Origin of the sequence: Micromonospora sp. NPDC049240 (genome assembly GCF_040647835.1) — a bacterium.
Classification (GTDB): domain Bacteria; phylum Actinomycetota; class Actinomycetes; order Mycobacteriales; family Micromonosporaceae; genus Micromonospora.
Window position 1 is genome coordinate 143,549 of sequence record NZ_JBEZCX010000012.1, and the last position, 21,521, is coordinate 165,069.

General features: G+C 73.2%; 17 protein-coding genes. 4 read left to right on the forward strand and 13 right to left on the reverse strand.

Annotated features, from left to right (window positions below; translation table 11 throughout):
* Positions 1 to 44 precede the first annotated feature (44 nt).
* Both AB0B02_RS20045 and AB0B02_RS20050 read left to right on the forward strand, forming a co-directional pair.
* Positions 45 to 329, forward strand: coding sequence for a DUF427 domain-containing protein (locus tag AB0B02_RS20045; RefSeq protein ID WP_281943917.1), 285 nt, complete (start codon positions 45 to 47; stop codon positions 327 to 329).
* Positions 330 to 386: 57 nt separating this feature from the next.
* Positions 387 to 1,100: an RICIN domain-containing protein gene (locus tag AB0B02_RS20050; RefSeq protein ID WP_281943919.1), complete on the forward strand. Its 714-nt coding sequence runs from the start codon at positions 387 to 389 to the stop codon at positions 1,098 to 1,100.
* Position 1,101: 1 nt separating this feature from the next.
* Here AB0B02_RS20050 and AB0B02_RS20055 read toward each other — a convergent pair whose 3' ends face one another.
* Entirely contained in the window at positions 1,102 to 2,448 is a 1,347-nt protein-coding gene (locus tag AB0B02_RS20055; protein ID WP_357302303.1) for an MFS transporter, read from the reverse strand.
* Positions 2,449 to 2,467: 19 nt separating this feature from the next.
* On the opposite strand from AB0B02_RS20055, the gene AB0B02_RS20060 reads away from it, so the two are divergent.
* Positions 2,468 to 3,472: a helix-turn-helix domain-containing protein gene (locus AB0B02_RS20060; protein ID WP_281943923.1), complete on the forward strand. Its 1,005-nt coding sequence runs from the start codon at positions 2,468 to 2,470 to the stop codon at positions 3,470 to 3,472.
* Here AB0B02_RS20060 and AB0B02_RS20065 read toward each other — a convergent pair.
* The 6 genes from AB0B02_RS20065 to AB0B02_RS20090 form a co-directional block, all read right to left on the reverse strand.
* A complete protein-coding gene (locus AB0B02_RS20065) occupies positions 3,446 to 3,922 on the reverse strand; it encodes a hypothetical protein (protein ID WP_281944187.1) in 477 nt (158 codons plus the stop codon). The two genes, AB0B02_RS20060 and AB0B02_RS20065, sit on opposite strands and share 27 nt — an antisense overlap.
* Before the next feature lie 79 nt (positions 3,923 to 4,001).
* On the reverse strand, positions 4,002 to 5,954 hold the full coding sequence (locus AB0B02_RS20070; RefSeq protein ID WP_281943925.1) for a VWA domain-containing protein: 1,953 nt from the start codon (positions 5,952 to 5,954) through the stop codon (positions 4,002 to 4,004).
* A gap of 2 nt (positions 5,955 to 5,956) precedes the next feature.
* Positions 5,957 to 7,438 (reverse strand): magnesium chelatase, encoded by a 1,482-nt coding sequence (locus AB0B02_RS20075; protein ID WP_281943927.1) that lies wholly within the window; start codon positions 7,436 to 7,438, stop codon positions 5,957 to 5,959.
* 6 nt (positions 7,439 to 7,444) lie between these two features.
* Positions 7,445 to 7,732: a hypothetical protein gene (locus AB0B02_RS20080; protein ID WP_357302308.1), complete on the reverse strand. Its 288-nt coding sequence runs from the start codon at positions 7,730 to 7,732 to the stop codon at positions 7,445 to 7,447.
* Positions 7,733 to 7,822: 90 nt separating this feature from the next.
* On the reverse strand, positions 7,823 to 8,320 hold the full coding sequence (locus AB0B02_RS20085) for a hemerythrin domain-containing protein (RefSeq protein ID WP_357302311.1): 498 nt from the start codon (positions 8,318 to 8,320) through the stop codon (positions 7,823 to 7,825).
* Between the two features lie 4 nt (positions 8,321 to 8,324).
* Positions 8,325 to 9,293, reverse strand: coding sequence for an aldo/keto reductase (locus AB0B02_RS20090; protein WP_281943933.1), 969 nt, complete (start codon positions 9,291 to 9,293; stop codon positions 8,325 to 8,327).
* A gap of 65 nt (positions 9,294 to 9,358) precedes the next feature.
* Here AB0B02_RS20090 and mgrA point away from each other — a divergent pair, with 65 nt between their 5' ends.
* The gene (gene mgrA, locus AB0B02_RS20095) at positions 9,359 to 10,354 is read left to right on the forward strand and encodes an L-glyceraldehyde 3-phosphate reductase (protein WP_357302315.1); all 996 of its coding nucleotides are present in this window, start codon (positions 9,359 to 9,361) and stop codon (positions 10,352 to 10,354) included.
* 12 nt (positions 10,355 to 10,366) lie between these two features.
* Here the strand turns inward: mgrA and AB0B02_RS20100 are convergent, their stop codons facing one another.
* The 6 genes from AB0B02_RS20100 to AB0B02_RS20125 form a co-directional block, all read right to left on the reverse strand.
* The gene (locus tag AB0B02_RS20100; RefSeq protein ID WP_281943937.1) at positions 10,367 to 11,965 is read right to left on the reverse strand and encodes a DNRLRE domain-containing protein; all 1,599 of its coding nucleotides are present in this window, start codon (positions 11,963 to 11,965) and stop codon (positions 10,367 to 10,369) included.
* A gap of 59 nt (positions 11,966 to 12,024) precedes the next feature.
* On the reverse strand, positions 12,025 to 14,208 hold the full coding sequence (locus AB0B02_RS20105) for a hypothetical protein (RefSeq protein WP_357302318.1): 2,184 nt from the start codon (positions 14,206 to 14,208) through the stop codon (positions 12,025 to 12,027).
* Positions 14,205 to 15,578: an alkaline phosphatase family protein gene (locus AB0B02_RS20110; RefSeq protein WP_357302321.1), complete on the reverse strand. Its 1,374-nt coding sequence runs from the start codon at positions 15,576 to 15,578 to the stop codon at positions 14,205 to 14,207. The genes AB0B02_RS20105 and AB0B02_RS20110 overlap by 4 nt, the downstream gene beginning before the upstream one ends.
* A complete protein-coding gene (locus AB0B02_RS20115; RefSeq protein ID WP_281943942.1) occupies positions 15,575 to 17,203 on the reverse strand; it encodes a glycosyltransferase family 39 protein in 1,629 nt (542 codons plus the stop codon). The genes AB0B02_RS20110 and AB0B02_RS20115 overlap by 4 nt, the downstream gene beginning before the upstream one ends.
* The gene (locus AB0B02_RS20120) at positions 17,200 to 19,650 is read right to left on the reverse strand and encodes a glycosyltransferase (RefSeq protein ID WP_281943944.1); all 2,451 of its coding nucleotides are present in this window, start codon (positions 19,648 to 19,650) and stop codon (positions 17,200 to 17,202) included. Before AB0B02_RS20120 ends, AB0B02_RS20115 begins: the two co-directional genes overlap by 4 nt.
* A 470-nt stretch (positions 19,651 to 20,120) precedes the next feature.
* On the reverse strand, positions 20,121 to 21,422 hold the full coding sequence (locus AB0B02_RS20125) for a hypothetical protein (RefSeq protein ID WP_357302325.1): 1,302 nt from the start codon (positions 21,420 to 21,422) through the stop codon (positions 20,121 to 20,123).
* Positions 21,423 to 21,521: the final 99 nt, after the last annotated feature.

Sequence of the window (21,521 nt, forward strand, 5' to 3'; positions counted from 1 at the left end):
CTCGACGGTGGCCGACGGGCGGGTCGCGGCATAGCGTGAAGGACATGCCGAAAGCCGTCTGGAACGACCTGGTCGTCGCGGAGAGCGACGACACCGTGCTGGTCGAGGGCAACCACTACTTCCCGCGTACGGCCCTGCGCGACGACCTGATCCGCTCCTCCGACACGCACACGGTCTGCCCGTGGAAGGGCACCGCCTCCTACTACACGCTGGAACACGACGGGGCCACCAGCCCGGACGCGGTCTGGTACTACCCCGACCCGAAGTCCGGGGCCGAGATGGTGCGGGACCGGGTGGCGTTCTGGAAGGACGTCCGGGTCGTCGACTGAGTCACCGGCCGCCGGGGCGACTGGCCCTCGGCGGCTCCGGTGGGTCAGGATGCCCCCATGGCCGACCCGCGTCCCGACCCGTCCGGCACCGTCTACGGTGCCCGCCCCGCCCGCGGCGGGAGCCGGCTGCCCCGGGACCCGCTGATGCGGACCGCGCTGGGCATCGGCCTGGTCGGCGTACTCCTGGGGGTGTTCTTCGCGACCGGCGTGCTGGGGGGCGGGGCCGACCGGCCGGTGGTGCCGGCGGCGGCCGTGCCGACCCCGGCGGAGAGCGAGCCGAGTTCGGCCCCGCCGACGACCAGGGCCGCGCCGTCGCCCACGCCGAGCGCGACGCCGGAGACACCGGCCGCGCCGGTGGCCACGCCCCGGGTGATCCGGGGCGTGCCGTCCGGGCGCTGCGTCGGCGTCACCGGTGACGACCCGGAGGGCGCGCAGGCCGCGCTCGCCGACTGCACCGGCGGGCCGGAGCAGCAGTGGGTGGTCACGCCGGTCGCCCCGGACACCTACCTGCTGGTCAACGCCGCCAGCGGCAAGTGCCTCGACGTCAACGAGGCGAGCACCGACGACGGCGCCGACGTGCAGCAGTGGTCCTGCAACGGGCAGGCCAACCAGCAGTGGAAGCTCCAGCCGACAGGCGGCGGGCCGGTGCTGCTGGTCGCCGTGCACAGCGGAAAGTGCGCGCAGGTCGACGACGCGGGCACCGAGGCCGGTCGGGAGCTGGAACAGGCGCCGTGCGGCGGCGCCGCCGAGCAGCAGTGGGCGCTCGGCTGACTCAGCCCCGGTAGCTCCACGCCCGCCGGCCGGCCGCCACCGGCGGCGGCGCGAACGCCGGCTCACCGACGGAGCGTCGGCGCAGCAGCAGGGAGAGCCCGGCCGCGCCGATCGAGAGCGCACCGGCCACGTACCAGGCCATCGCGTAGTCGCCGAGGCGGTCCCGGACCAGGCCGGCGCCGGTGGCGGCCAGCGCGGCGCCCACCTGGTGCGCGGCGAAGACCCAGCCGAACACCACCGCGCCGGACGCGCCGAACCACTCCCGGCACAGCGCCACCGTCGGCGGCACGGTGGCCACCCAGTCCAGCCCGTAGAAGACGACGAAGACCAGCATGCTCGGCTCGGCCCGGCCGGCGAACAGGCTCGGCAGCACCAGCAGCGATCCGCCGCGCAACGTGTAATAGGCGCCGAGCAGCAGCCGGCTGTCGACCCGGTCGGTGAGCCAGCCGGACGCCACCGACCCGGCGATGTCGAAGATCCCGACCAGGGCGAGCAGGCCGGCGGCGGTGGTCTCCGGCATGCCGTGGTCGTGCGCGGCCGGCACGAAGTGCGTGCCGACCAGCCCGTTCGTGGTCGCGCCGCAGATCGCGAAGCCGCCGGCCAGCAACCAGAACGGCCGGGTCCGCGCGGCGGCGGCCAGCGCGCCGACCGCGCGGCCCGCCGCGCCGCCGGCCGGCCGGGCCGGCGGCACGACCTCGGTGGCGCCGTAGGCGGGTCGGCCGAGATCCGCCGGGTGCTCGCGCAGCAACCACCCCACCAGGGGTACGACGGCGAGCGCGGCCCCGGCCACGACGAGTGCCGCCGTCCGCCATCCGTGGTCGCGCACCAGCACCGCGAGCAGCGGGAGGAACACCAGTTGCCCGGCCGCCCCGCCGGCGGTGAGCACGCCGGTGACCAGGCCCCGGCGGCGGACGAACCAGCGCCCGGTGACGGTCGCCACGAACGCGAGCGCCATCGAGCCGGTACCCAGCCCGACCAGCACGCCCCAGCAGAGGATGAGCTGCCAGCTCTCGGTCATCGCCACGGTCAGCCCGCTGCCGGCGGCCACCAGCAGCAGCGCGACGGCCACCACCCGGCGGATGCCGAACCGGTCCATCAGCGCCGCGGCGAACGGGGCGGTGACGCCGTAGAGCAGCAGGTTGACCGAGACGGCGGCGGAGATGGTGGCGAGCGGCCAGCCGAACTCGGCGTGCAACGGATGCAGCAGGACGCCCGGGGTGGCCCGGAAGCCGGCGGCGCCGACCAGGGCCACGAACGCGACGCCGGCGACCAGCCAGGCCGGGTGCAGTCTTCTCACCCTCCGAGTCTCGCCTCGGCGGGCGCCGGGGACGAGTGGCCGGAAAGCCATCGTGCGCAATAATCGGGCCATGCCCGCCCTGCCGCCGCACCGCGTCGTCGTCCTCGCCCTGGACGGCGTGGTCGCCCTCGACCTCGGCACCCCCGCCCAGCTCTTCGGCGCCGCCCGCGTCACGGACCGGACCCGGCTGTACGCGGTCACCACCTGCACCGCCGGGGCCCGTCCGGTCCGCAGCACGGGCGGCTTCCGGGTGCTCCCCGACCACGGCCTCGACGCGCTGGCCACCGCCGACACGGTGATCGTCCCCGGCATCCACGAGGGCCCACCGCTCACCGCCGGCACGGTGGACGACGACGTGGCGGACGCGCTGCGCGCCGCCCACGAGCGGGGCGCCCGGATCATGTCCATCTGCACCGGCGCGTTCGTGCTCGCCGCCGCCGGCCTGCTCGACGGCCGGCCGGCCACCACCCACTGGGCGTACGCGGCCCGCTTCCGGCGGCTGTACCCCGGCGTACGGCTCGACCCCGAGGTGCTCTTCGTCGACGACGGGCCGGTGCTCACCTCGGCCGGGGTGGCCGCCGGCATCGACCTCTGCCTGCACGTGATCCGCACCGACCACGGCAGCGCGGTGGCCAACCGGGCGGCCCGCCGCTGCGTGGTGCCGCCGTGGCGCGACGGCGGCCAGGCACAGTACATCGAGCGGCCGGTGCCCCGGGCCACGACCACCGGCACCGCGGCCACCCGCGAGTGGGCCCGGCACCGGCTGCACGAACCGGTCGCGTTGCGCGAGATGGCCGCGCACGCGCGGATGAGCGTCCGCACGTTCACCCGGCACTTCCGCTCCGAGACCGGGCTCAGCCCGGCGCAGTGGCTGCTGCGGCAACGCACCGAGCACGCCCGGGTGCTGCTGGAGACCACCGACCTGAGCGTCGACCGGATCGCCCGGGACGCCGGCTTCGGCACCACCGCCGCCCTGCGCCAGCACTTCCACGCCCGGGTGGGCGTGGCCCCCACCGCCTACCGCCGCGCCTTCCGCGCGCCCTCGGGGTCAGGCCAGGTGGGGCTGCCGGCGTAGCGCGCGGAGCTGGGTCAGGTGCAGCGGCAGGTGCACCCGGATGTGCAGGTCGAGCGCACGCCCCCAGGGCAGCGCGTCGTCCACGTCGAGGTCGAAGCCCTCGCGCAGCACGGTCTCGACGGGCGTCTCGGCGGCCGGGCCGAGCCGCTCGGCCAGCGCGCAGAGCTTCAGGCTGGTGGCCCGCAGCAGGGCGGCCAGCCCGTCCAGCCCGCCGCACTCGGAGACCAGCGCGTCGAGCTGCGGGCGGTGCACGGTGTCCAGGTCGTAGTAGGCGAACGGCGACCCGGCCAGCACCGCCTCGGTCGCCTCGCTCATCAGCTCGTCGTTGGCGGCGAGGTGCGCGACGATCTGCTCGGCGCTCAGCTCCCCCTCCGGCGGCGGCCCGAACCCGCCCGCGTCCACCTCGGCGAGCAGCTCGTCATAGGCCCGCCGCAGCGCTCCGGCGTCCACCTCGTCCATGCCCGCATCCAACCCTCGGAGCGACCGCCCGCACCACGGCTACCCGGTGCGGTTCACCCGGATGAGATCGTCAGCGGCGGCCGTGGCGGGCGCGGAGGTAGTCGGAGACGACGTACTCGCCGAGGTCGTTCAGGTCGGGGGTGAACATCCGGCCACCGGAACGGCGGGCCACCGCGTCGACGAACCGGCGCAGCCCCGGGTCGTCGCCGAGCATGAACAGGTTGAGCGTGGCGCCGTACCGGGTCAGCTTGTCCACCTCGCGGATGGTCGCCTCGATCGTCTCCGGCAGCGGGGGCCAGTTGAAGTACGCCTCGCCGTCGTCCGGATCCAGATGGGCGGTGGGCTCGCCGTCGGTCACCACGAGCACCACCGGCTCGGCGCCCGGGTGGCGGCGCAGGTGCCGGCCCGCCAGCCGCAACGCGTGCTGGAGGTTGGTGCCCTGCTCCATGTCCGGCTCCGCCGCCGCCAGCTCCTGCTGGGTCAGCGGCATCGCCTCCCGCCCGAAGCCGACGATCTGCAACGCGTCCTGCGGGAACCGGGTGGCCATCAGGTGCGACAGCGCCAGCGCCGTCTGCTTCATCGGGCCCCACCGCCCCTGCGAGATCATCGAGTACGACAGGTCGACGCAGAGCACCACCGCCGCGGACGCCCGACGCTCGGTCTCCATCACCTCGAAGTCCTCGACCGCGAGCGGCACCGGCACGCCGGGGCCGGCCCGGCGGACCGCCCGGGTCAGCGTGCGCACCACGTCCAGCGGCTGCTCGTCGCCGTACTCCCAGGGGCGGGAGGCGCCGCTGACCTCGCCGGCCGCACCGGCGGAGCGCAGGTCGTGCTGGCCCCGGGGACCGGCCGTCAGGTCGGCGAAGACCCGCCGCAGCGCGGTGCCGGCGAGCCGGCGCAGCGCCTTCGGGCTGAGCGTGAGCCCGTCCGCGTCCCGGGTCACCCAGCCCTGGCGGCGCAACTCCCGCTCCAGGTCGCGCAGGCGGCGTACGTCGTCGGCGGCGTCCCGGCCCAGCGTCCGGGCCACCGCGTCGACGTCGACGTCGTCAAGCGTGGCGCCGGCCTGGTCCTGGTCGAGCGAGTCCAGCAGCTCGTCGAGTTCGGCGATCTCGTCGAGTGCGCCGGTCGCCTCGCCGTAGCCGAGCGGCTGGTCGCCGCGGACCCGTTCGCCGCGCTGCCAGTTCAGGTCGGGGCGCAGCGAACGCAGGTGCGCGTCGAGTTGGGACAGCTCCCCGGCGAGCCGGTCGCCGAGCGACTGGCGCATCAGCCCGGCCAGTTCCTCGCGCTGCCGGTCCGACAGCGACCGCATCAGTCGTTCCCCGGCCGCCGACCGGCGGGCCAGCACGTCGATCAGCTCGTCGACGTTGCGGGGCCGTTCCGGGAAGAACTCGCCGTGCCGGCGCATGAACTCGGCGAACGCGTCGGTGGTGTCCTCCGAGCGGGCGTGCCGGGCGAGCAACTCGTTGAGGTCGCGCATCATGTCGCCGAGCTGGCGCTGGGCGTCCGGGTCACCGGCGGCCCGCGCCGCGTCCCGCAGCCCGGCGAAGCGCTGCTCCAGCACGTCGCCACGCAGCCCGTCGAGAATCCGCTGGTACGTCTGGCGGGCCTCGGCGCTGGCCCAGTCGTACCCGGACAGCTCGGAGACCGCGCGCGCGGTGGACCGGGGCAGATTGTCCAGCACCGCCTCGGCGAACCGGGCGTCGTCGCCGTCGCGGCCCCGCAGCTCGTCCCGCTCGGCGGCGAGCGCCTGGTCGAGCAGCGCGCGGGCCCGGGTCACCGCGCCGTCCAGGTCGCCCCGGCGCAGCGCCTCCCGGCGCAGCCGGCGGGCCCGGGCGGCCAGGTCCTGGAGGCCGCCGCGCCCGTCCGGGCCGCGCCGCAGCAGGTCCCGCAGCGCCTCCCGGAGGCTGCCCCCGCCGAGCACCTCCGCGCCGACCGCGTCCACCGCGGCACGCACGTCGTACGGCGGGGCGAGCGGGTCGGGCCCGCCGCGCCACTGCCCGTACCGGAACCGGTTGCCGGCCACGGTCAGCCCCGGCCGCCGTAGACGGTGCGCCCGGAGTCGGTGACGTCCTTGCCGAGCCGGCGGGTCAGGTGCAGCCCTTCGAGGACGAACTCGACGCCGGCGGCGGCCTCCGCCGGGCTGGGCGCGTCACCCAGACCGAGCCGGTCGAGCACCTTGGCCAGCCCTGGCACGGTGCCGACCTGGCGCAGCAGCTCCGCGGCGGAGACCAGCTCACCGGTCTCGACGGCGCCGCCCTCGGCGACCAGCCCGGTGAAGCCGGACAGGTCCAGCCCGGACAGCCGGGCCCGGAACGTCTCCGCCGTGGCGGTACGCAGCAGGTGTGCGAGCACCTCGATCTCGCGCCCCTCCTCGCCGCTCTCGAACTCGACCTTCCCGCGCAGCGTCGACGTCACCGAGACCGCGTCGCCGACGCGCGCCACCGCCTCCTCCGGCGCGCGGCGGGACCCGGCGTCGGCGGTGCCGGCGGTGTCGCCGGCGGCGAGCAGGCCGGAGCGGCGCAGCGCGGCGGCGGCCACGGTCTCCGCGGCGGCGATGGCGAACCGGGCGGACACCCCGGAGCGCGGGTCCACCGACGGCGACTCGCGCACCCCGCGGGCGAACCGGGCGAGCACCTCCAGCACGTGCTCCGGCACGCCTGCGACCAGGTCGGCCTCCTGCCGGATCAACGCCAGCTCCAGCTCCAGGTCGAGCGGGTAGTGGGTGCGGATCTCGGCGCCGAAGCGGTCCTTGAGCGGAGTGATGATCCGGCCCCGGTTGGTGTAGTCCTCCGGGTTGGCGCTGGCCACCAGCAGCAGGTCCAGCGGCAGCCGGAGCTGGTAGCCGCGGACCTGGATGTCCCGCTCCTCCAGCACGTTGAGCAGCGCCACCTGGATCCGTTCGGCCAGGTCGGGCAGCTCGTTGACGGCGAACACGCCCCGGTTGGTGCGCGGGACGAGGCCGAAGTGGATGGTCTCCGGGTCGCCGAGCGTACGCCCCTGGGCGAGCCGGACCGGATCGACGTCGCCGATCAGGTCGCCCACGCTGGTGTCCGGCGTGGCGAGCTTCTCGCCGTAGCGCATCGAGCGGTGCAGCCAGCCGATCGACAGGTCGTCGCCGGCCTCGGCCACCCGGGCCCGGCTGGCCGGGGTGAGCGGGTGCATCGGGTGCTCGTTGAGCACCGAGCCGGGGATCACCGGGGTCCACTCGTCGAGAAGGCCGCCGAGCGCGCGGATCAGTCGGGTCTTGCCCTGCCCCCGCTCGCCGAGCAGCACCATGTCGTGGCCGGCGAGCAGCGCCCGCTCGACCTCGGGCAGCACCGTGTCCTGGTAGCCGACGATGCCGGGGAAGCGCTCCTCGCCGGACCGCATCCGGGCGAGGAGGTTGTCGCGGAGTTCCTGCTTGACGGTGCGGTAGTGGTGGCCGGTCGCGCGCAGCGCGCCGAGCGTGGCGGGCAGCTCGGCCGGCGGAGCCGGGGAAACCTGGGAGTGAGCGCTCACCCGCACCACGCTAGCTCAGTTTTCCCGCGTCGCCCGGTGGTCGGTCCCGCCCCGTGACCGGGACCGACCACCGGGGGCGGTCAGCGCCCGCAGCGGCCAGAGCAGCATCGGCAGCGTGGTGAGGCTGAACCCGCCGGTCAACGCCCAGAACCGTGGGGCGGTGAGCAGCCCGAGCCCGAGCGGGCGCGGCACCTCGGTGCTGGTCAGGAGCTGCGCGAACGCCACCACCAGCAGCGCGTACGGCAGTGCGAGCACGCCGCCGAGCAGCAGGAACACGGCACGCCGCCAGGTGCTGCCGCGCACCAGCGGCGCGAGCGCGCCCCGGACCGTCGTCCGGTCATTGTCCCGTCGCCGGTCGCCGGGCGACTCCCCCGCGCCGGGGAGACCGGCCCGTCAGCGGTGGTCGCGCACGTAGCCCTGCGGGTCCTTGTCGCGGAACGGCAGGTCCCGGCCGTTCTTGTGCTCGCCGTAGAAGGTGAGCCAACGCGCCCCCAGCTCGGCCCGCAGCTCCACGCTCGCGTGCCGGCGGAAGTCGGGCAGCGCCTCGTCCTCCTCCTCGGCCAGGTGCTCGCTGTTCTCCCGGCGGGCCGTGCCGACCGCCGCCCACCAGGCGTCCGAGCCGACCTCGTGCAGCTTGGCCTCGGCGATCGCGTCGCGGATCTTGTTGTGGTCGCCGATCGCGTCGGCGGTCTCGTCCTCGCCGTCGTCGCCGTGCTTCACCAGGTGCGGATAGAGGATGGCCTCCTCCGCCTCGGCGTGGATGTCCAGGTGCAGGGCGAGCGCCTCCCAGATCGCCAGCATCTCGGCCGGGTCGCGGGCGTCGTCGAGTCGGGCGAAGCCGCGCCGGAAGGCGGCGTGGTCGTCCAGGATCAGTGCGGTGACGTCGTCCATGCGGTCACTTCCCCAGTCGGGCGCGGATCAGCCGGGGCATCGCGGCCAGGCCGGTGACCGGCCGGAACGCGTGCGCGGCGGCGACCAGCGCGGCGTACTCGTCGTCGGCCAGGTCGATGTCGGCGGCGGCCGCGTTGCGTTCCATCTGCTCCACCCCGGACGCGCCGGGGATGGCCACCACGTTCGGGTGCCGCAGCACGTACGCGAGCGCGATCTGACTCGGCGTGGCGTCGTGTGCGTCGGCCACCTCGCGCAGCGTGGCGATCAGTTCGGTGCCGCGGGCCAGGTTCTCCGGCAGGAAGTACGGGTTGGCCCGGCGCACCGCCCCGGACGGCGGGTTGGTGGCGTCGTAGCGGCCGGAGAGGAACCCCTGCGCCAGCGGGCTGTACGCGATGACGATCCGGCCGGCCTGCTCCGCGTACGGGATCAGGTCCTCCTCCGGGCCGCGGTCGATCATGCTGTAGCGGACCTGGTTGCTCAGCACCCGGCGGCCCAGCGCGGCCTCGGCGAACCGCCACCGGCGCAGGTCGTAGTTGCTGACCCCGACCTCGCCGACCAGCCCGACGTCCTGCAACGAGCGCATGCCGCGCATGGTGGTGGTGTCGGCGACCACCGGGTTGGCCTGGTGCACCTGGTAGAGGTCGACGTGGTCGACGCCGAGCCGGGCGGCGGAGGCCACCGCCCGCTGCTGCACCACCGGGGCGACCGGCAACAGCGGGAAGATCTTGCTGGCCACCACCACCTTCGCCCGGTCGGCACCGAGCGCGGCGCCGAGGATGCGTTCGCTGCGGCCGAAGCCGTACAGCTCGGCGGTGTCGAAGAGGGTGACCCCGAGGTCGAGCGCCCGCCGCACGATCTCGGCCGCCCGCCGCTCGTAGTCGGCGCCGTAGCCCCACTCGCGGGAGCCGAACTGCCACGTGCCGAGGCCGATCTTGGAAATGGGCTTGGGAGTGTCGAGCCGCACGAAACGCATGGCTCCGACGCTACCCGCGCCCCGGTGGCCGCACACCGGTTCGCCGGTGGGCGCAGAATGATCGGGTGACCTACCTCGCCAGCGACGACCGTTACGACTCGATGCTCTACCGGCGCAGCGGCCGCAGCGGGCTGAAGCTGCCCGTCATCTCCCTCGGCCTGTGGCACAACTTCGGGCCGGACCGACCCTTCGAACGGCAGCGCGACATCGTCCGCCGCGCCTTCGACCTCGGCATCACCCACTTCGACCTGGCCAACAACTACGGCCCGCCGCCGGGCGCGGCGGAGGAGGTGTTCGGCCGGCTGCTCGCCACCGACCTGAAGCCGTACCGGGACGAGCTGGTGGTGTCGAGCAAGGCCGGCTACCTGATGTGGCCCGGCCCGTACGGCGAGTGGGGCTCCCGGAAGTACCTGATCTCGTCGCTGGACCAGTCGCTGCGCCGGTTGGGCCTGGATCACGTGGACATCTTCTACTCGCACCGGTTCGACCCGGACACCCCGCTCGAGGAGACGATGGGCGCGTTGGACGCGGTCGTCCGCTCGGGCAAGGCGCTCTACGTGGGCATCTCCAACTACGACTCGGAGCAGACCGCCCGGGCCGCCGAGATCCTCCGGGACCTGGGCACCCCGCTGCTGATCAACCAGCCGTCGTACTCGATGCTCAACCGCTGGACCGAGTCCGACGGCCTGCTGGACACGCTGGACCAGGTCGGCGCCGGGTGCATCGCGTTCAGCCCGCTGGCCCAGGGCCTGCTCACCGACCGTTACCTGGGCGGCATCCCGGCCGACTCGCGCGTGCGGACCAGCGTCTTCCTCAACGAGAGCGACCTGGACGAGTCGCGGATGGCCACTGTCCGCGCGCTCGCCGAGGTGGCCCGGCGGCGGGGGCAGAGCCTGGCCCAGCTCGCCCTGGTCTGGGCGTTGCGTGATCCGCGGATGACCAGCCTGATCATCGGCGCGAGCAGTGTCGAGCAGTTGGCCGGCAACGTCGCCGCGCTGGACGACCTGGACCTCGCGGGCGAGGACCTGGCCGAGATCGACCAGATCCTCGCCGGTGCCTGAGGACGCGCGACGCTACTGGAAGATGGTGCCGTTGCCGGCGTCCCGGACCGCGCTCACCCGGTTCGGGGTGAACGTGTTGCCGGGCCCGACCACAGTCGCGTTGCAGCCCTCGGTGACGTAGAGCCCGTAACGCTGCGTCTTGACGGTCTGGTCGTCGACGGCCACGTCCCCGCTGACCACGGTGTCGACGCAGGTGATCCCGGTCGCGGTGGTGACCCGGATGCCGTCCCGGTTGGGCGTGTCGTCGGCGCTGTCGGTGACGTGGTTGTCGATGATCTGGTTGCCGGTGCCGCTGTTGATGTTGATGCCGTCCTGCCCGGCCTGGTCGACGACGTTGTCGCTGATCAGGTTGTGGTCGGCCGTCTTGTTCGGCTGGTCGGCCGTGGACGAGGCGCGGTTGACCTGGATGCCGTGCCCGCCCACGTTGGTGATGGTGCAACCGGTGACCGTGTCACCGCTGGTCGCCAGCAGTTCGACGCCGTCGCTCTGGGCGCCGCTGATGACGCAGTCCCGGACCGTGTTGCCCATCGACGTCCAGGTCTGGTTCTTGCCGTCGAACACGATGCCCCGCCCCCGGGACGCGGTCACCCGCACCCGCTCCACGACCATGTTGTTGCCGTCGTCGAAGTCGAGCGCGTCGCTTGTGCTCCGGAACGCCCCGCCGGCCGAGACCGCGAGGTCCCGGACGATCACCCCGTCCCAGCCCTTGGTGTTGAACGGCTCGGTGTCCCCTGCCGACGAGTTGTCGTTGCGGATCAGCGTGTCGTACATGCCGGCGCCGACGAAGGTCACCTTGCGGATGCCCTCCAGTTTCATGTACTCCGCGCCGAAGTCGAACGTGCCGGCCTCGAACCGGACCGTGCCGCCGCCCAGCCGGTTCAGCTCGACCACGGCGCTCTCCAGCACGGTCTTGAGACTGCCGGTGTAGGTCTCACCGGTGACGTCGGAGGCCGCCCGGTAGGTCGTCGCCCCGGTCCGGGTCACCACGTACGGCGACGGGTTGGGCGGTGCCGGGCTCAACAGTTGCGGCTTGTTGACGCCCTCCCGGCTGGTCACCCGCAGGCCGGTGTCGTTGGTGGTGGTGAGCGCCACGGTCACCGGCCCGTTGCCGGTGACCAGCGACGAGACGTTCACCGACACCCAGGTGTCCGCGCCCACCGGTCCGCTGCGGACGACCGTCGCGCCGATCGGTGGGGCGCTGTCGTAGGTGATGGTGTTCTCGTCCCAGGTGTCGTCGGCGACGGGGTGGACGTCCACCCCGGTGCTGCTGGCGGTCTCCACGTAGAGACGCAGCACCGCGGTCGGGTCCGTGGCCACGTCGGTGACCTCGAAGCGCAGGTAGGCGACCTGCCGGGGCACGGCGTCGACGCGGAGCGAGGCGGTCCGCCCCGCGTTGACCGTCGGGTGGGCGGCGTCCACCCAGGCGTCGGCGACCGGGTTGAGCGTCACGGCCGCGGCGGCCCGGGCCACCTGGGCCGCGGTGGTGGCGTGCGGCTTCGCCGGGGTGCCGGCGGGTGCCGCGGTAGCGGGCGGAGCAAGGCCGACCAGGACCAGGACCAGGACCAGGGCCGGCGCCAGGAGACGGAGCGGGGATCGGGATTGAGTTGTCATTGCTCCTCCAGAACGGTGTGGAGGGTGGTCCGGGCCGGCCGCGACATCGGGTCGCCCGGTCAGTGGTGGAGCGGCGCCTCCTCGGACCGCGTGGCGCCGGATGGGGTCGACGGTGTGGCGGCGGCTCGCGCACGCCGTCGACGGCGGTACAGCCAGAGCGGCACCAGGACCACCGCGCCGACCGCCAGGATCAGCGCGGCCCAGGCGGGCAGGCCCCAGTTGTCGCCCTCGGCGCTGCTGTCCAGTTGCGCGTCCGGGTGCGGGGCGACGCCGAGCAGGTCGGCCAGGACCTCCAGGTACCTGCTGCCCCACTGTTCGCTCGGTTCCACGTAGGTGTTCTCGGTGAACTCGTTCCAGCTGATGACGCCGAGGGCGTCGGGCTGGGAGAGCCGGGCGGCGGCGAAGGACGCGCGCAGGGTCTCGCCGTCCCGGCGGGGCACCTCCCTTCTCCCGCCGATCTGGCGAGCGTCGAAGCCGGGCGAGACCGGGGCGATCCACAGCCCGCCCCGGAGATGGACGGCCCGGGACATCGCGGTGAGCTTGTCCCGGCTCTTGTCGACGAGCGGGTCGGCGGACGACCAGTAGTACGCCTGCCCGTCCAGGGTCGACTGGCTGTTCACCACCGAGACGCTCTTGGCGGTGCCGAGAACCTGGAGCTTCTCCTGGGCCTGGCGGACGGTGTCCGCGACCTCGGTGGCGGAGTACCTGTCGCTGCCGTTCCAGATCACCACGGGCTGGTCGAAGATCCCGAAGACCGGGTCGGCGGCGTAGCGTTCGGCGAAGAGGGCCAGGTCGGTCCGGACCGTGGCCAGCGGTAACGGCTTACGACTGAAGTCGATGCCCTGGTAGACGATGCCGAGCCGGAAGCTCTCCGCGCGGGCGACCTCGACCAGCGCGGCGAGTCGTTCGTCGAGTTGCTCGGTGTGTTTCCAGGAGACCAGGAAGCCGGTGACCCCGGCGGCCTTGGCCATCCGGACGTGCCGCCGCATGATCTCCTGGTCGTCGCTGGAGTAGCGGCCGAGCACCGGATAGTCGGTCTTCGCCCGGTTCCACGAGCTGGGGTTGAACCAGATGTAGTAGTAGGCCAGCACCGGAACCGGCGACGAGGTCGGGGTCGCCGCGGGCCCGGATCGGGCGCACGCGGCCTGGGCCCGGCCCGCCGGCAGGCTCGCCGCGGCGACCGCCACCAGCACCAGCACCAGGCCGACGGCGGCGCGTGGCCGCCAGCGACGCCGACCGGACCGTCGCGCGGCGCGGCGGAGCGCCCGGAACGGGCGGCGCAGGTGCGGGCGGCCCAGCAGGACCAACCCGACGGCCACCCCGAGCACGCCCACCGCCACCAGGGTCAGGTCGACGATGCTGATCACGGTGAGCGTCACCTCCTGGTCCCGGCTGATGGTCACCGGTCGGCCGAAGGAGAGGCCGCCGCCGCGGACGGTCAGGGTGTAGGTGCCCCGGGGCAGGTCGGGGACCAGCACGGTGCCGTCCGGGCCGAACCCCAGCCGCTGCACCCGCCCGTCGGCCCGGGTGAGCTGGATCCCGCTGCCGGCCCGCCGGGGGAAGAGCATGTCCGAGGCGGTGAACGACACCTTGAAGAAGAGCAGCTGCACCACCCAGGCCTGCCGGTCCCAGGGCACGAACTTCTGGCCGGCCCGGTTCACCACCGAGGTGCCGTCCACCACCACGGCGTCCACCACGTAGTAGAGACGTTTCGAGACGAGCCCCCGGGGCCCCTGCTGGGTGCGGCTCTCGGCGACCCAGAGCGGCCTCGTCAACTGGTCGCCGGTCAGCTCGATGATCTCGCCGGTGTTGCTGCGCAGCCGCATCGCGGTCGCCCGCCGGGCCGGCACCGGTGACCCGAACCGGTCGGTGTAGCGCCAGCTCACCCGCCGGATCGTGCGCAGGCCCACCTCGACGATCCGGTCCCGGACGCCGTGGTCCACGCTGCCCCGGATGCGGTCGAGCACCGCCTTCCGGTCGGCGCCGACCGTCGCCGACCCGACCGTGAGCCGGTTGTCGAGCCCGAGGAAGTTCTTCACCCGGATGTTCACCCGGCCCTTGGCGTCCGAGCGGCCGGTGTTGCCGTCCACCGCGACCGGCACGCCCCGGATCGGCGGCACCATCTGCAGGTGCAGCGTGCCGGGCAGCGCGGAGCGGGGTGCCGCGGTGGCGGCGACCGGGGTGAGCAGGACGGCCAGGAGCACCAGGAGCAGCGGCGGCAGCAGCCGGCGGGCGGCGCTCACCGCGACCGCCGCCGACCCCGGACGGCCGCGGCGCCGACCAGCGCGCCGACCAGCAGCAGCGCGGTGGCGTACGAGCCGTAGACCGGCCGGGGGTCGGGCCGCTTCAACGCGACAGTGGTGCGTTCGGCGCTGAGCAGGACGCCGGGGCGGGGCGGGGCGTCGAAGTCGAACGCGTCGAGGAACGTGTTCGCCTTGGCGTCCCGGCTGGCGAGCGGTCTCAGCCGCCAGTTGATCTCGATGAACTTGAGCACCGAGGTGAAGTCGAGCGTGGTGGAGTCGACCCGTCCGCGCCGGGCGTACGGGCTGACCAGCAGCGCCGGCACCCGGAACCCGTAGCCGTACTGGTCGACCCTCGGCGGTTTGACGTGGTCGTACCAGCCGCCCCAGTCGTCGTACGACCAGATGAAGGCCGAGGAGGACCACTCGGGGGACCGCATGAGCTGCGTCAGCAGCGCCCGGACCAGGTTCTGGCCGGCGCCGATGTTGCCCGGCGGGTGCTCGCTGTTGCCGGCCGGCGCGATGAAGGAGACCGCCGGCAGGTCGCCCCTGGCCGCGTCCGCGTAGTACTCGTCGAGATCCACGATCTTGGAGAACAGGCGTGGCTCGTCGACGTAGCGGGCGTATCCCAGCAGCGGCACCCAGATGACCTGCGCGCCCCGGTCGATGTCCTCCTCCTCGACCCGGGACCGGAACGTGATGGTCGGGTCGTAGTTCTGCACGTAGAACTTCCAACTGATCCCGGCCGCCTCCAGCCGGTCGAAGATGGTCGGGATGTTCCCCCAGCCGGTCGCCGGGATGGTCTCCGCCTTGCCGGCCGCGCCCGGACCACCGGTGACCCGGTACATGTGGTTGCGGATGCTGCCGGAGTGCGACGAGCTGAAGAAGCGGTCGAAGAGCACGTACTCGTCGGCCAGGTTCCAGTAGTACGGCAGGTCGCGGTCGTCGTAGTAGGCCATCGCCATCCGGCCGTCCTTGCCCGCCTTGCTCACCCCCTCCACGAAGCCGTTCATCCGGCCGCCGTTGTACTGCTGGGCGAACGCGTCGGCGGAGTGGTCGAGGTCGATCGCGCCCAGCTTGCCGATGTGGAACGGCTTGACGCAGGGTTCCGGCAGGTCCGCCCGCATCGGCATGCAGACGCCCTTCGGGATGCCGTCCACCCCGGGCCGGGTGCCGAAGTAGTTGTCGAACGTGTGGTTCTCCTGCATCAGGAAGACCAGGTTCTCGATCGGCGTGGTCGGTGACGTCGGCGTCGCCGGGGCGGCCGACGCGGCGGCCGGCGTCGCCGTCACCACGGCCAGGGCCAGCAGCACGGCGACGGCCGACAGCCGCCCGGCGCGGCGCCGGAGCACGGAATCGTTCCGACGGGTCATGGACGCACCTCATAGATGATGATCACGGGGACGGGAACGGCGCGGCCGGAGGCGTCGGCGCCGCCGACGTACTCGGTGTGCACGATCCGGCCGTGATAGCGCCGGACGAGGGTCGCCAGCCGGTCGGCGAAGAACGTCGAGCGACGCGCGGAGAACGAGTCCCAGACGATGTAGTGCAGGTTGTTGTTGCGCAGCCACCCGTCCGGGTTGTTGAGCGCCACGTAGGACGGGTTGCGGTGCAACGGGTTCGGGCTGACCGACAGCCCGTAGCTCTGCCGCTGGCCGTAGTAGCGGATGATGTTCGACATGGACGGGCCGAGGGTGAGGATCACCGACCCGTCCGGCGTGTGGTCGGTCAACCACCTCCCGGCCTCCCGGCCGCCCGGCACGCCGCCGGAGCCGGCCAGGAAGTGCGCCCCACCCTGCTGGCTGACCGCCCGCCAACACGGTCCGAGGAGGCTCAGCGCGACCGTGGCGACGGCCACCAGCCGGACCACCAGGTGGACGCGGGCCCGGGGCATCACCCGCCGGGGGACGGCGGCGACCCGGGCCGGCACCGGCAGGACGACCAACGCCCGCGCGGCGAGCACCGCCACCGGCACGACGACCGGCAGCAGGTACTGGAAACCCTTGACCGGCCAGAGTTGGAAGAAGACCACCGGCACGGCGATCCAGGACAGCAGCAGCGTCTCCCGCCAGCTCCGCTGCCGACGGGCCCACCACAGGCCCCCGAACGCGGCGAGCAGCACCAGCAGCCCGATCGACGAGGGCACGTTCTCCAGGTAGAACGACATCGGGTGGTTGGGGCGCCGGAACAACTGCCAGACGAGGTAGTTGCGCCCGGTCTCGGTGCGGCCGGCCAACGCCTGGGAGATCGGATGGGTGGCGAAGACCAGCGCCAGCACCGGCAGCGCCAGCAGCGTGGCCCGCACCGGCCGGCGTACGCCCGGGGTGAGCGCCAGGAACGCGTAGACGCTGCCGGCCAGCACGATGCTGGTCTCCTTGGCCAGCATGGTGACGCCGAGCATGGCGGCGGTGGCCACGTACCAGAGCGCGTCCTGCCGTTGGACGAACCGGACCATGCAGTACAGCGTGAGCGTGGCCAGCAGCACCATCGGCCCGTCCAGCAGCACCTGCCGGGTCACCACCACGTGGTACGGCATCACGGCCAGCAACAGCGCGGCGATGAGCCCGACCCGCCGGGTGTAGAGCCGCGCGCCCAGCGGGTAGACCGCGAGCACGGTCAGCACGCCGAGCGCCACCACGACCAGCCGGCCGGCCACGTCCACCTCCCCGGCCCGGAAGAACGGCGACAGCAGCGCCTGGACGAGCATCGGGTGGGCCCGGAAGACGGGGAAGTACTCGGTGTAGCGGGGGTTGCCGGCGAGCGAGGCGGCCTGCCCGGCGTACACCGCCTCGTCGCTGTTGAAGCCGAACGCGTCGATCTGCCACGTCCGGACGAACAGCGCCAGCACGGCGACCCCGGTCAGTCCACCGGCCACCTTCCACCGTGGCCGCCGCAGCGCCGGCAGCCAGGACGGCGGCGCGGACCTCACCGGTCGCTGCGCCTCGCCCCGCCGCTGCTCGGGCAGCGTGTCGGTGGTGGCCGGATGGCTCACGCTCACGCCGGCCCTCCCGCCACCGTCAGGTCACCGCTCCAACTCGGCCACGGCTGGGCGGGCACCACCGGGGCGCCCCGGCCGGCGCGTTCCTCCCGCAGCAGCCGGGGGATGTCGTCGGCCCAGCCGAAGGTGTCCGAGACGACGACCCGGCTGCGGACGTGGGACAGGAAACCGGCGAGGATGTCCCGCTCCCGTGCCCGGAGCTGGACGTACCCCTGGCCGTCGATCGTGATGGACGGCGCGAGGTACCGGAACGGCGGGAACCCGTACGCGTCGTCGGTGTTGTCGATCATGCGGTCGAGCGTGTCGGCGGCGCCCAGCTCGGTGATGTCGGGTTTGCCGCGCTCGATGACGAACAGCTCCTCCACCCGGGTGGTGGTGCCGATCCGGCACGGCACCAGCCGGTCGACGCTGTACTTCGGCGGCGGGATCAGCAGCTGGGTGACCGCGTTGATCCCCATGATCGGCAGGTTGAACCGGCTGAGCGTCAGCGCCAGGGACCGGCCACCCTTGGAGTGCAGGCGGCTCTGGAGTTGCAGCCGCCGCCACTCGGCGGGCGTCAGGTCCTGCGCCTGCACCGCACGGAGCGTGTGCGCGCTGATGGTGAGCGGCTTGGGGAAGCAGGTCGCCACCCCGTCCGGCCGGACGATCGTCATGTCGTCGGAGAGGAAGAGACCGCCGTGGTCGCGGAGCAGCCGCAGCACGGTGGCGGTCTTGCCGGTGTCGGTGAGCGCCGAGAGCATCACCCCGACCCCGTCGAGCGTGACGCACGCGGAGTGCAGCAGCATGTGGCCCCGGGCCACCATGACGAACCGGAGCAGCGCCTCGATGATGTTGGTGTAGACCACGTGCGGCGAGTGGGCCAGCAGCGGGCCGACCTGGATCTCGATCGGCGGTCCGAGCTGGATGCGGAAGTTCGCGCCCCACCGGCCGAGCTGCTCCTCGTAGCGCAGCACGGACTGGTCGGCGTACTGGGTCATGGCCGCGCGGCGCTGCGGCCCACGACCGCCGATGTCGCTGACCCGCACCGCGATGTCCACCTCGGAGTCGGGCACCCACTGGGCCCGGAAGAACTCCAGCTCCGGCAGCATGATCTGCGAGCCGATGGTCACCACGCCGGCGACGTCGTAGCGGTACTTGAGGTACTGGTAGCGCCGGCGCGACGGGGTGCTGGGCGCCTCGGAGGCGCCGGCGACGAGCAACCGCACCGGGTCGCGTCGGGCCTTGTCGACGGCGGTGTAGATGACCCGGTCGTTGACCAGGAACCGGACCAGGAAGAGCGCCACCAGGGTGACCGCGTTGGCCACCAGGATGCCGACCCCCGCCCACACCAGAGCCTGGAGCACGGGCAGCCGCAACAGCAGCAACGCGTTGTTGAGCAGGAAGAACCGGGCCGCCCGGGCGGCGAACGAGCCGTGCCGGTTCCGCCGGTAGATCAGGCTGTCGATCAGCAGGAAGTTCCACGAGGTGGAGACCTGGGTGGCCAGCGCCGCACCGATCAGGTGGTGCATCCGGGCGGGTTCGTAGCAGAACCAGAGCACGGCGGTGTTCACCACCATGCCGGAGAGCCCGACCATGCCGAACGCGATCATCCGGCCCAGTTCACGCAGCCGCTCGACGTGGGTACGCGGGCTCCGCCGGATCTGCCCGACGAGGCGGCGGCCCCGCAGCCGGGCCAGGTGTCGCAGGAACGTCACGCCCTCCCGCAGGGACGCCTTCGACCGGCCGCCGTGCCGGGGCGCCATGTCGTACGCCACCTCGGCGACCCGGGCGCCGGGATGGCGCACCAGCAACTCCAGCAGCACCTTGAAGCCGATCGGGTTCATCCTGTCCAGGCGTACCGCGGCCCGGCGGAAGGCGAACAGCCCGCTCATCGGGTCGCTCACCGTCGCCAGCCGACGCGGGAACATGCCCTTCACCAGTCGGGTCGCCCAGGACGAGGTCGCCGTCCGGAGGGCCCCGTCGAGCCCGCCCGGGGAGCCGTTGCCGGCGTACCGGGTGCCGATGACGACGTCGACGTCGTGGCGCATGGCGATCCGCGCGAGCGTCGCCGCCGCGGCCGGCGGGTGCTGGAGGTCGGCGTCCATCACCAGCACCCACTCGCCGCGGGCGTGCGCGGTGCCGAGCAGGACCGCGCCGCCCAGTCCGCCGGCGCGGGCGTGCGGCGGCCGGTGCAGCAGCCGTACGTCGATCGACGCCGCCGCGGCCACCCGGGCGAGCACCCCCGGCGTGCCGTCGTCGCTGTCGTCGACCACGAGGAGTTCGGCGTCGAGCGGCGCCAGCAGCGGGCCGAGCCGCGCCAGCAGGATCGGGACGTTCTCCGCCTCGTTCCGGGTGGGCACGATGACGGTCAGTCGGGGCGGGCGGCCCTCGTCCGCCTCGTGCAGCGCCTGGAGCTGCGCCTCCGGTTCGGTTCGCCGGTCGCGAACTCCGGATCCGACTCTGTTCATGTCAACCCCCATGGTCGGCACGAGCGGCGTGAGCCACGTTGATGACGGGCACTGGATGCAGAACCGTCCGCCGGAGAAATGAATCGATTTCCCGGAGCCCAGTAAGGGACGAACCCGCAGCACGGGGTGGCGGCTCGGATACGCAAAGAGTACGGAGGGTTAACAGAGGACTTCCAGTTCCTGAAACGTCAGCACCACGACACGTGCAATAAACGAACCGGACCGCAGTGGTTCATAGATAGACGAGGCACATTGCCAGCTCAGGGGCGGCAAAGGTAGGGCTTTCACGTTGCCGCGCGACGCGCGTCGGGCACCACGAAAAAACTGCGCCACCGCCGCGACGCGCCGCGTCGCAACAATGGCGCAGTTGTGAATGGAGACGCCCCGGCTCGGGGCGGCAATGCGTTATTTGGACAGCGGAACGCGACGGTCGCGCGGCGGCGGCACGTGGTCGACGCCGCGCGCCGACGTCAGCCGGACGTCACGACCGGCGGGTGGTCGTGCAGCACGGTGACGAACTCGGACCGGCCACCACCGCTCCAGTCGCAGAGCGCGCCCGCCGGCGCGACGCCCCGGCACCCCACGGAACTCTCGACCGCCGTCCCCTCGCCCCACTCGTTGTACGTGGTGACGAGCTGCCAGAACGCCCCGGAGGCGGTCATCCGGGCCACCCCGGCCCGCCACCGGTCCAGGTTGCGGGACAGGAACGGCGAGCGCCCGTACGGCAGCCCGGCCTTCCAGAAACCCGGCGAGACGGAGTACGCGCCGCCCGGCGCCCCGCTGAAGTCGGACTCGGGATGGGCCGGGGCGTACTGGTGCCAGCCGTCCACGGTGACGCTGTTGGCGCAGTGGCGGTAGCCGGAGAACACCTTCAGGTTGAGATAGATGGACTCGCCCCAGAGCCGCTGGAGCAACGACCGGGCGCGGACCCAGCGGTCGACGGTCCCGCAACCCTCGGCCATGGTCAGGTCGAGGGCGTTGTAGACGAAGACCACCATGCCCCGACCGGGCAGCACGGCCAGCGCCGAGCGGTCCCCGCCGTACGTGCTGCGCAGGTAGTGCAGGTCGGCGGCGATCTGGTCGGGGGTGGGCCGGCCCCTCCCCTCCGGCTCGTAGTAGGGCGCCCAGGCGAACCCGGTGTCCCGGGCCCCCTGGAAGAGCGCCGGCCAGTGCCGGTCGGTGGTGGTGCCCTGGCCGAACCAGGAGGCCAGCCCGACCGTGATGCCGCCGTACCGCATGTCCGCCACCTGCTCCCGGACCACCGTCGCGTCCACCGTGTAGCTTCCCCGGCTCGGCCGGTAGTTGGTGTACGGGTCCAGCCCGCCCTGCCGCCACGCCTCCGGGAACCACGGGTAGTAGAAGGCGGCCCGGACGGCGGTCGGCGTCCGCACCACCAGCCGCAGCGCCGCCTGGCGCCGCAGCGTCGCGCCGACGCCCTCGACGACGAGCGTGAAGGTGCCGGCGCGGGCGGAGACGGAGGTCTGGACGGACACCGTGGCCGAGGCCCCGCTCGTCACCGTGGCCGGCGTGACGGCGGCGAAGACGCCCGCGGGCAGGTTCGTCACCCGCAGCGCCACCGGCTGCGGCGCCCCGCTGGTGGTGGCCGTGTCGACGGTCGCCCGGGCCGGATGTCCGGCCACCGCCGTGACGGCGACGGGCGCGACGGTCAGCGAGAAGTCGTCGGCGGCGACGGGTGGCGCCGCCGACGCGGACGGGCCGACCGGAACGGCGGCGGCCAGCACCGTGAGTACCACTGCGAGACGTAGGAACATCGACACTCCTCTGCGTTGCCCTGGCGGGTCCGACACCGGGGCAACGCGGAAGCGACCGGTCGGGTGACTGCGCGGCCGGTCACCGGCGCGCGCGACGAC

Excerpts from the sequence above, each read along its gene's own strand:
- AB0B02_RS20045 (WP_281943917.1), top strand. The coding sequence starts at position 45 with ATGCCGAAAGCCGTCTGGAACGACCTGGTCGTCGCGGAGAGCGACGAC.
- AB0B02_RS20050 (WP_281943919.1), top strand. The coding sequence starts at position 387 with ATGGCCGACCCGCGTCCCGACCCGTCCGGCACCGTCTACGGTGCCCGC.
- AB0B02_RS20055 (WP_357302303.1), bottom strand. The coding sequence starts at position 2,448 with ATGGCTTTCCGGCCACTCGTCCCCGGCGCCCGCCGAGGCGAGACTCGG.
- AB0B02_RS20060 (WP_281943923.1), top strand. The coding sequence starts at position 2,468 with ATGCCCGCCCTGCCGCCGCACCGCGTCGTCGTCCTCGCCCTGGACGGC.
- AB0B02_RS20085 (WP_357302311.1), bottom strand. The coding sequence starts at position 8,320 with ATGGACGACGTCACCGCACTGATCCTGGACGACCACGCCGCCTTCCGG.
- AB0B02_RS20090 (WP_281943933.1), bottom strand. The coding sequence starts at position 9,293 with ATGCGTTTCGTGCGGCTCGACACTCCCAAGCCCATTTCCAAGATCGGC.
- AB0B02_RS20100 (WP_281943937.1), bottom strand. The coding sequence starts at position 11,965 with ATGACAACTCAATCCCGATCCCCGCTCCGTCTCCTGGCGCCGGCCCTG.
- AB0B02_RS20110 (WP_357302321.1), bottom strand. The coding sequence starts at position 15,578 with ATGACCCGTCGGAACGATTCCGTGCTCCGGCGCCGCGCCGGGCGGCTG.
- AB0B02_RS20120 (WP_281943944.1), bottom strand. The coding sequence starts at position 19,650 with ATGAACAGAGTCGGATCCGGAGTTCGCGACCGGCGAACCGAACCGGAG.
- AB0B02_RS20125 (WP_357302325.1), bottom strand. The coding sequence starts at position 21,422 with ATGTTCCTACGTCTCGCAGTGGTACTCACGGTGCTGGCCGCCGCCGTT.